The following is a 10,086-nucleotide window of genomic DNA, read 5'->3' on the forward strand; positions in this document are numbered from 1 at the left end:
TGGAGTAATGTCATTTTCGGGAGACGCCACGCGATGAGAGATCTCTCCGCGGGTCCGCGGGTTCTTCTCAAGCGGCTGCGCGAATTGATGGCGGAGCCGCTCGAGCCGCAGGAGCGCCTAGACCAGATCGTGCGCCAGATCGCGCAGAACATGGTCGCGGAAGTGTGTTCCGTTTATGTGCTGCGCTCCGACGGCGTGCTCGAACTCTACGCGACCGAAGGTCTCAATCCCGGTGCCGTTCACCTTGCCCAGCTCAAGATGGGTCAGGGTCTCGTCGGCACAATCGCGGCCTCCGCCCGGCCGCTGAACCTCTCCGACGCCCAGTCGCATCCCGCCTTCACCTATCTGCCGGAAACGGGTGAGGAGATCTACCACTCCTTCCTCGGCGTTCCTATCTTGCGCACCGGCAGGGCGCTCGGCGTGCTTGTCGTGCAGAACAGGGCGAGCCGCACCTACCGCGAGGACGAGGTCGAGGCGCTCGAAACGACGGCGATGGTGATTGCGGAAATGGTGGCGACCGGCGAGCTGAAGAAGCTCACCAAGCCCGGTCTCGAGCTGGACCTGTCGCGCCCCGTCGCCATCGAAGGGTCGAGTTTCGGCGAGGGCATCGGTCTCGGTTATGTCGTGCTGCACGAGCCGCGCATCGTCGTCACCAACCTGCTCAACGAGGATTCCGAACACGAGCTCGGCCGTCTCGCAGAGGCGCTCGGCTCGCTGCGCATCTCCATCGACGACATGCTGTCGCGCCGCGAAATCTCGATGGAAGGTGAGCACCGCGAGGTTCTGGAGACCTACCGCATGTTCGCGCATGACCGCGGCTGGGTCAGAAAGCTCGAAGAGGCGATCCGCAACGGCCTGACGGCGGAAGCGGCGGTCGAGCGTGTGCAGAGCGAGACCAAGGCGCGCATGATCCGCCTGACGGATCCTTATCTGCGCGAGCGCATGCACGATTTCGATGACCTGGCCAACCGCCTGCTGCGGCAGCTGACCGGCTATGGCGCGAAGCTTTCGGCCAGCAGCTTCCCGAACGATGCGATCGTCGTCGCGCGTGCCATGGGTGCGGCCGAACTGCTCGACTATCCGCGCCAGAACGTGCGCGGCCTCGTGCTGGAAGAGGGCGCGGTCACCAGCCACGTGGTCATCGTCGCCCGCGCCATGGGCATTCCGGTGGTCGGTCAGGCGGCCGGTGCCGTGGCGCTTGCTGAAAACGGCGATGCCATCATCGTCGACGGTGACGACGCGCGGGTGCATCTGCGTCCGCTCGGAGACCTCCAGCGGTCCTATGAGGAAAAGGTGCGTTTTCGTGCCCGCCGGCAGGAACAGTATCGTGCGCTGCGCGCGGTCGAGCCGGTTACCAAAGACGGCCGCCACATCAATCTGCAGATGAATGCCGGCCTGCTGGTCGACCTGCCGCATCTCAACGAATCCGGCGCTTCCGGCATCGGGCTCTTCCGCACCGAGCTTCAGTTCATGATCGCCTCGACCATGCCGAAGGCGGAGGAGCAGGAAGCGTTCTACCGCAATGTGCTGAAGCAGGCGGGCGGGCGTCCGGTGACTTTCCGCACGCTCGATATCGGCGGCGACAAGGTCGTGCCCTATTTTCGCGCGGCGGAAGAGGAAAACCCGGCGCTCGGCTGGCGGGCCATCCGCCTGTCGCTCGACCGGCCGGGCCTCCTGCGCACGCAGCTGCGCGCCATGCTGCGCGCGGCCGCAGGCGCCGATCTCCGGCTCATGCTGCCAATGGTGACCGAGGTCTCGGAACTGAAGGAGGTCCGCGATCTCCTTCAGAAGGAAATCCAGCGCCAGTCGAAGATCGGCGAACAGCTGCCGAAGAAATTGCAGTTCGGCGCGATGCTCGAAGTGCCGGCGCTGCTCTGGCAGATGGACGAGCTGATGGCCGAGGTGGATTTCGTCTCGGTCGGTTCGAACGATCTCTTCCAGTTCGCGATGGCCGTCGACCGCGGCAATGCCCGTGTGTCGGACCGTTTCGATACGCTCGGCCGCCCGTTCCTGCGCATCCTGCGCGATATCGTGCGCGCAGGCGAACGCAATGACACCTCGGTGACGCTGTGCGGCGAAATGGCGAGCAAGCCGATTTCCGCCATGGCGCTGATGGGGATCGGCTTCCGCTCCGTTTCGATGTCGCCGGCCGCCATCGGCCCGGTCAAGTCGATGCTGCTGGCGCTCGATGCCGGCAAGCTCGAGGCGTTGCTGGCGCCGGCACTCGACGATACGAAGCCGACGGCCTCGATCCGGCAGATCCTTACCGACTTTGCGGCCGAAAACGGCATTCCGCTTTAAATGACGATTGGAGTTTGAACGGTGGCGAAGCTTCCCGTTGAAAAGATGCGCGAACTCGAACGCCGTTTTGGCGAGATCGAGGCACGCATGTCGGCGGGTCCGGATTCGGAGACCTATGTGCGGCTCGCCTCGGAATATTCCGAACTCCAGCCGGTCGTCACGAAAATCCGGGAATACCAGAAGGTCAGCGGCGAGATCGCCGACCTCGACGCGCTGCTCAACGACAAGACGACCGATCGCGAGATGCGCGATCTCGCCGAAATGGAACTGCCGGAGCTGAAAGAAAAACTCGAAGGCCTCGAAAAGGAGATGCAGATCCTGCTTCTCCCGAAGGATGCGGCGGACGAGAAGAGCGCCATCCTCGAAATCCGCGCCGGCACGGGTGGTTCCGAGGCGGCGCTGTTTGCCGGCGATCTCTTCCGCATGTATGAGCGCTACGCCGCCGCCCATAACTGGAAGGTCGAGGTTCTCTCCTCCAGCGAGGGAGAGGCGGGCGGCTTCAAGGAAATCATCGCGACCATCACCGGGCGCGGCGTCTTCGCCAAGCTGAAATTCGAATCCGGCGTGCACCGTGTGCAACGCGTGCCGGAGACGGAGGCAAGCGGGCGCATCCATACCTCGGCGGCGACGGTGGCCGTGCTGCCGGAGGCCGAGGAAATCGATATCGAAATCCGCCCGGAAGACATCCGCATCGATACGATGCGCTCTTCCGGTGCCGGCGGCCAGCACGTCAACACGACCGACTCGGCGGTGCGTATCACCCATCTGCCGACGGGTCTGATTGTCACCAGTTCGGAAAAGTCGCAGCACCAGAACCGGGCCAAGGCCATGCAGGTCCTGCGCTCGCGGCTCTACGACATCGAGCGCCAGCGCGCCGACAGCGAACGCTCCGCCGACCGCAAGAGCCAGGTCGGTTCGGGTGATCGCTCCGAGCGCATCCGCACCTACAATTTTCCGCAGGGCCGCGTGACGGATCACCGCATCAACCTGACACTCTATAAGCTCGACCGCATGATGGTCGGCGAAATCGACGAGATCGTCGATGCGCTGATGGCCGATTATCAGGCGGGCCAGCTCGCCCAGCTCGGCGAACAGGGCCGATGAGCGCCGCAACGCTCGCCGAGGTTCTGGCCGCGGCGCGGCGTCAGCTGGCGGATGGCGGCATCGCGGATGCGGCGCAGGATGCCCGCGCACTGGTGTCCGGTATCCTCAAGCTGTCCTCGACGGCGATTTTCACCGATGGTGCTCGTGTTCTTGATGATGCCGAGCAGTCGGCGGTCTCCGCGGCCATTGCCCGCCGTGTGGCGCGTGAGCCTGTCCATCGTATCCTCGGCCGCCGGGCGTTTTCCCGGCTCGATCTTGCCCTCTCGCCCGAAACGCTGGAGCCGCGTCCGGATACGGAGGTGCTTGTCGATACGCTCGTACCCTATGCGCAAAAAATCGTTGCCGAGACGGGGGGCTGCCGCATCCTCGATCTCGGTACGGGCACCGGCGCGATCTGCCTTGCGCTGCTCGATCTCGTGCCCGGTGCGACCGGTGTCGGCGCGGACCTGTCTGCTGGAGCCCTTGAAACGGCCTGCCGCAATGCCGATCTCAATGGTGTCGCCGATCGCTTCGAAGCGGTTGAGAGCGACTGGTTTGCCGGCGTGACCGGGGCCTTCGACATCATCGTGTCAAATCCGCCCTATATCGTGCGTTCGGTGGTCGCAATGCTGGACGACGAGGTCCGGCTCTTTGATCCGATCCTGGCACTGGATGGCGGCGAAGACGGGCTTGATGCCTACCGCGCCATTGCTGCCGGTGCAGGCGATCATCTCAGGGAAAACGGCTTGGTGGCTTACGAAATCGGTTACGACCAGAAGGATGCGGTCACCGCTATCATGCGCGAAAAGGGTTTTGCGCGGATCGAAGCGGTGACGGATCTCGGCGGCAACGACCGTGCGCTCGTCTTTGCAAAATCGCCGGCTTTTTAAGGTTTTGCTGCACCTGCGCAGCAAATTCAGCGGGCGTGAAGAAAAGGCTTGGAATTGGGAAGGAAGCGGGCTAGGTTGCGGCCACGCACTAGGCAAGCGGTCATGACACAGAGATTCGCTCCTGCGTGACCCCGATCGAGGATTACTCTCTCGAAGAGTTGATAGGGTTGAAGACTGCCCTGTGCGGGTACCTGTTAATTTGACGTCTTACGGCGACAGGACCACCCACCGGCGTGGTTTGCCCGCGGGTAAGGATGCTTGATTTGGCATGGCCGGATCAAGCGTGCAGACACATGATCATCCAGACACGATACGTTAGGTGAGTGAAATATGAGGCCAGGACAGCAAAACAAGCGCGGCCGCGGGCGTAACAACAATAATAACAACAACAATAACAGCAATAACCACAACAACCACCGCAAGGGCGGCAATCCCCTGACGCGGACCTACGACAGCTCGGGTCCGGACGTGAAGATCAGGGGCACGGCCCAGCACATCGCCGAAAAATACACCACGCTTGCGCGCGACGCCCAGAGTGCTGGCGACCGTGTCATCGCGGAAAACTATCTGCAGCACGCCGAGCACTACAACCGCATCATCGCGGCTGCTCAGGCGCAGATGCAGGAGCGCTACCCGCGTGACGAGCGCGCCGACAATGCCGACCGCAACGACGACAACGACGGTTATGATCGCGATCAGGACGATGGCGATTCCATGCCCGCGGACGAGCCGGCACCCGTTGCCGCAGCCCCTGTCGCCAAGCCTGCCCCGAAGCCGGCGCCCAAGCCCGTTGTCGAACAGCCCGTGATCGATGGCTCCGGCCCGCAGCCGGTCATCGACGGCACGCCGGCCGAAGTGGCGCTCGAAGAAGAAGCCGCAGCACCCGCCGGTCGCGCACCGCGCCGCCGCAGCAATACGCCGCGTCCGCGCCGTCCGCGTCGTGGCGAAGGCCAGGTCGCCGGTGAAGACGGTGCATCGTCCGGTGACGATTCCCCGGCACTCGAGCCTGCTTCGGAATAACGAAGCGTGTTTTAGACCCATCAGGAACCCGGCCTTGCGCCGGGTTCTTGCGTTTGCGCAGGTCGTTTGGAAAAATATCTCGTGCGGCTTGCGACGATCCTTTAATTCCGAAATCCTCTCCACCATATTCGCTTCAGGCGGTTGACCGGTCGCAAGGCTGGTGCGCCGCAAGCATGAAAGGTTCGCCTTGATGGGAGCCTATCTTCAAATCGTCGACCGGTGCCTGAAGGGCCGGCCGAGTCCTGGAGGCCTATATGAACATTGAAAAATACTCCGAACGCGTGCGTGGATTCCTGCAATCCGCCCAGACCAAGGCGTTGGCCGACGGCCACCCGCAATTTGCGCCCGAACATGTGCTGAAAGTGCTGCTCGACGACGAGCAGGGCATGGCCGCTTCGCTCATCGAGCGGGCCGGCGGCAATGCGCGCGATGCGCGGATGGCCAATGACGCCGCTCTTGCCAAGCTGCCGAAAACGACCGGCGGCAATGGGCAGGTCTATCTCTCGCAGCCACTCGCCAAGGTTTTCTCGACTGCCGAAGACGCCGCCAAGAAGGCCGGCGACAGTTTCGTCACGGTCGAGCGCCTGCTTCTGGCGCTTGCCATCGAAAAATCCGCTGCGACGTCCGATATCCTGGCGAAGGCCGGCGTCACCGCCGTCAAGCTCAACCAGGTCATCAACGACATCCGCAAGGGCCGCACCGCCGATACGGCAAGCGCCGAACAGGGTTTCGATTCGCTGAAGAAATTCGCCCGTGACCTGACCGCCGATGCGCGTGAAGGCCGCCTCGACCCCGTCATCGGCCGCGACGACGAAATCCGCCGCACGATCCAGGTCCTGTCGCGCCGCACCAAGAACAACCCCGTTCTGATCGGTGAACCCGGCGTCGGCAAGACGGCGATCGCCGAGGGCCTTGCGTTGCGCATCGTCGATGGTGACGTGCCGGAAAGCCTGAAGGACAAGAAGCTGATGGCGCTCGACATGGGCGCGCTGATCGCCGGTGCGAAATATCGCGGTGAATTCGAGGAGCGCCTGAAGGCCGTTCTTGCCGAAGTGCAGGCGGAAGACGGCGAGATCATCCTGTTCATCGACGAGATGCACACGCTGGTCGGCGCCGGCAAGGCGGAAGGGGCGATGGACGCCTCCAATCTGCTGAAGCCCGCGCTTGCCCGCGGCGAGCTTCACTGCGTCGGCGCCACCACGCTCGATGAATACCGCAAGCATGTCGAGAAAGACGCAGCCCTTGCCCGCCGGTTCCAGCCCGTCATGGTGGAAGAGCCGACCGTCGAGGACACGATCTCGATCCTGCGCGGCCTGAAGGAGAAGTACGAGCAGCACCACAAGGTCCGGATCTCCGACTCGGCCCTCGTTGCCGCCGCGACGCTTTCCAACCGCTACATCACGGATCGTTTCCTGCCGGACAAGGCGATCGACCTGATGGACGAAGCCGCCTCGCGGCTGCGCATGCAGGTCGATTCCAAGCCGGAAGAACTCGACGAACTCGACCGCCGCATCATCCAGCTGAAGATCGAGCGCGAGGCCCTGAAGAAGGAAACCGACCGCTCGTCGCAGGATCGTCTCGAAAAGCTCGAAGTCGATCTTGCCGCGATCGAGGAGGAAGCCTCGGCGCTGACCGCCCGCTGGCAGGCGGAAAAGTCGAAGCTCGGCCGCGCCGCCGATCTCAAGCGCCAGCTCGACGAGTTGCGCAACGAACTCGCCATTGCCCAGCGCAAGGGTGAATTCCAGCGCGCCGGCGAGCTTGCCTACGGCATCATTCCCAAGCTCGAAAAGGAGCTGGAAGATGCGGAAGGCCACGAGGTCGGTGATGTCGATCCGATGGTGCAGGAGGTCGTGACCCCCGACAACATCGCCCATGTGGTCTCCCGCTGGACGGGTATTCCCGTGGACAAGATGCTGGAAGGCGAACGCGACAAGCTGCTGCGCATGGAAGACGAACTCGCCAAGTGGGTCGTCGGGCAGGGGGATGCCGTCCAGGCGGTGTCCCGTGCCGTTCGCCGCGCCCGCGCCGGCCTGCAGGATCCGAACCGGCCGATCGGCTCGTTCATCTTCCTCGGTCCGACCGGCGTCGGCAAGACGGAGCTGACCAAGGCGCTCGCCCGCTTCCTGTTCGACGACGAGACGGCGATCCAGCGCATGGACATGTCGGAATACATGGAGAAACATTCCGTGGCCCGGCTGATCGGCGCGCCTCCCGGCTATGTCGGCTATGAGGAAGGCGGTGCGCTCACCGAATCCGTCCGCCGCCGGCCGTACCAGGTCGTGCTGTTCGACGAAATCGAGAAGGCGCATCCGGATGTCTTCAACGTGCTCCTGCAGGTTCTCGACGACGGCCGCCTGACCGATGGCCAGGGCCGCACCGTCGATTTCCGCAACACGATGATCATCATGACGTCGAATCTCGGTGCGGAATATCTGACGGCACTCGGTGAAAACGAGGACAGCGATACGGTTCGCGACCAGGTGATGGATGTCGTGAAGACGGCATTCCGCCCGGAGTTCCTGAACCGCGTCGACGAGATCATCCTGTTCCACCGCCTGAAGCGGTCGGAAATGGGCGCGATCGTCGATATCCAGCTGGCGCGCCTGCGCAAGCTGCTCACCGATCGCAAGATCGTTCTGGAGCTTGACGAAGAGGCTGTGCACTGGCTGGCCGAGAAGGGCTACGATCCGGTCTATGGTGCCCGTCCGCTGAAGCGGGCGATCCAGAAGCACCTGCAGGATCCGCTGGCGGAGAAGATCCTTTCCGGCGATATCCCGGATGGTTCGACCGTCAAGGTGACCGCCGGTTCCGACCGGTTGCTCTTCTCGCCGCGCAATGCGGCGGTGAACAAGGCCGCCTAAATCGGCCCTATCTGAAAAAACGAAGCGCGGGTCTTGGCCCGCGCTTTTTGTTTAGTGGGTTTCGGCGACTTGTGTCGGGTCGCCGCGGCCGAGCAGGTCGTCGATGCGCTTGCGCTCGGTCTCGAACTGGGCGAGCGCCTTGCCTTCCAGCGATTTCCCACCGGGCAGGCGGATTTTAAGCGCATCCACCTTGTTGCCATTGACGATTAGCTCGTAGTGCAAGTGCGGGCCTGTCGAGAGACCGGTCGTGCCGACAAAGCCGATGACCTGACCCTGCCGCACCTTCGCGCCGACCTTGACGCCCTTGGCGATGGCGCTCTGGTGGTTGTAGGACGAGACATAGCCGTTGGCATGGCGGATCAGCGTCTGGTTGCCGTAGCCGCCGGAATCCCAGCCGGCCTTTTCGACCACGCCGTTGCCGGCCGCGATGATCGGCGTGCCGCGCGGGGCTGCCCAGTCGACGCCGGTATGCATGCGCGAGAAGCCGAGGATCGGGTGACGGCGCATGCCGAAGCCGGAGCGGAACGTGCCGTTCGGAACGGGATTGCGCAGCAGGAACTGGCGGATGCTCTTGCCGTCCTCGTCGTAATAATCAACGCTGTCGTCTTCCGGGCTCTGAAAGCGGTAGACGCGGGTTTCCGTATCGCCGAACTTGGCGTCGAGGAAGAGGATTTCCGAATCCTCCGTCGCCAAACCCTTTTCATCGGTCACCGAGAAGAAGGCTTCGAGCGAATCCGTCGGGCGAAGCTGTGCCTGGAAATCGACATTGCTGGCGAGAACGCGAATGATTTCCGCCGTCATGTCCTGGCCCATGCCATAGGACAGCGCGGCACGATAGATGCCGTCATACACGCGCGGCAGGTCGCGGCCAGCAATGATGGTTGGCCGGTCGTCGGCATCGAAGGCGGTTGCCACGGCATCGAGCACTGGCGGTTCGGCGCCGCTGACGAAGCGGCCGGAATCGTCCAGCGCCGCCGTTACGACATGGCGGCCGCGCGAATAGACGCTGGCGCGCACGATGCTCGCTTCCTTGCCCTGCTGCGAAATGCAGATGCGCAGGACATCGCCCTCGGCCAGCTGCTTGCTGCCGAGCTGTCCCTCGAGATAGGCCGAGAGGTCTTCGGCCTGGGCCTTGGTATAGCCCGCCGCCGTCATGATCTCGGTAATATCGGCGGCACTGCGCACCGGAATGACGTCGTCGGCATATTCGGTATCGTCGGGGGTCGCCGTATCGAAATTCGAAACGCTCATGTTCTCTTCGACCACGCGCGCTGTCAGTCCCTGCAAAAGGTCGAGGTCGGATCCTTCGGAGGCGAAGCGCTGCGGGTCGACATAATAAAGGGACGCGACCTGCGTATCGCCATCCGTCAGGACGGAGCCGTTGGTGCGCACATTCTCCTCGACCTCTTCGATCGACATCTGGTCGGCATAGTCGAGCGCCGAGCCGCCAGTCGGGAAGGCATCGGTCTGCAAGGCCACTTCGGATTCGACATCCGAACCATAGATCGTGCCCATGCGCGGGGCTGACGCCGCATCCTTGCCATTGGTCGAGAAGATCGCCAGCGGATCGAAGCGCGGATAGTCCTCGGTCGTCGCATGATTGGCGGCCAGTGCCATCTTCACATGGGCAAAGGGCTGGCGTCGCACCACTTCCTTCTGGCCGTCATGGATCATGGTGGAAATTTCCATGATCTTCTTGTCGGCGGGCTTGGCGACGATGGCCGGTTCCAGCACGCGTTCGCCGCGCTTGGCCGTCTCGCCGGTCTTGTTCGTCTGGTTCGGCGTTCCGAGCGCCGCATAGGCTTCTGCCGGAATGGCAAGCTGCTGGCGGCCGTCGAGGGCGGCAAAGAGCGCGACGCCCATAAGGATGGACGAGGTAATGCCGGTCAGGAAGGTGCCGGACAGCCAGCGCAGCGAAATCTCGCGGCGGT

At 63.3% G+C, this 10,086-nt stretch carries 6 protein-coding genes; 5 read left to right on the forward strand and 1 reads right to left on the reverse strand.

Annotation, left to right across the window (positions count from 1 at the left end; translation table 11 throughout):
* The first annotated feature begins 33 nt into the window (after nt 1-33).
* The 5 genes from ptsP to clpB all read left to right on the forward strand — a co-directional run bounded on the left by ptsP (nt 34) and on the right by clpB (nt 8,155).
* Entirely contained in the window at nt 34-2,301 is a 2,268-nt protein-coding gene (gene ptsP, locus ACOZK4_RS25165) for a phosphoenolpyruvate--protein phosphotransferase (RefSeq protein ID WP_421594410.1), read from the forward strand.
* A 21-nt stretch (nt 2,302-2,322) separates the two neighbouring features.
* Nucleotides 2,323-3,405, forward strand: a complete 1,083-nt coding sequence (prfA, locus tag ACOZK4_RS25170; RefSeq protein ID WP_421594411.1) for a peptide chain release factor 1 — start codon at nt 2,323-2,325, stop codon at nt 3,403-3,405.
* Entirely contained in the window at nt 3,402-4,274 is an 873-nt protein-coding gene (prmC, locus tag ACOZK4_RS25175) for a peptide chain release factor N(5)-glutamine methyltransferase (protein ID WP_421594412.1), read from the forward strand. The genes prfA and prmC overlap by 4 nt, the downstream gene beginning before the upstream one ends.
* Nucleotides 4,275-4,604: 330 nt before the next feature.
* Nucleotides 4,605-5,294: a DUF4167 domain-containing protein gene (locus tag ACOZK4_RS25180; RefSeq protein WP_421594413.1), complete on the forward strand. Its 690-nt coding sequence runs from the start codon at nt 4,605-4,607 to the stop codon at nt 5,292-5,294.
* A 254-nt stretch (nt 5,295-5,548) separates the two neighbouring features.
* Nucleotides 5,549-8,155 (forward strand): ATP-dependent chaperone ClpB, encoded by a 2,607-nt coding sequence (clpB, locus tag ACOZK4_RS25185; protein WP_421594414.1) that lies wholly within the window; start codon nt 5,549-5,551, stop codon nt 8,153-8,155.
* A 51-nt stretch (nt 8,156-8,206) separates the two neighbouring features.
* On the opposite strand, the gene ACOZK4_RS25190 is transcribed toward clpB, so the two are convergent.
* The coding region (locus tag ACOZK4_RS25190) for a M23 family metallopeptidase (RefSeq protein WP_421594415.1) at nt 8,207-10,086 on the reverse strand (1,880 nt) is incomplete at its 5' end.

The sequence above is a fragment of the Shinella sp. M27 genome, assembly GCF_049199905.1.
In the GTDB taxonomy this organism is placed as follows: domain Bacteria; phylum Pseudomonadota; class Alphaproteobacteria; order Rhizobiales; family Rhizobiaceae; genus Shinella.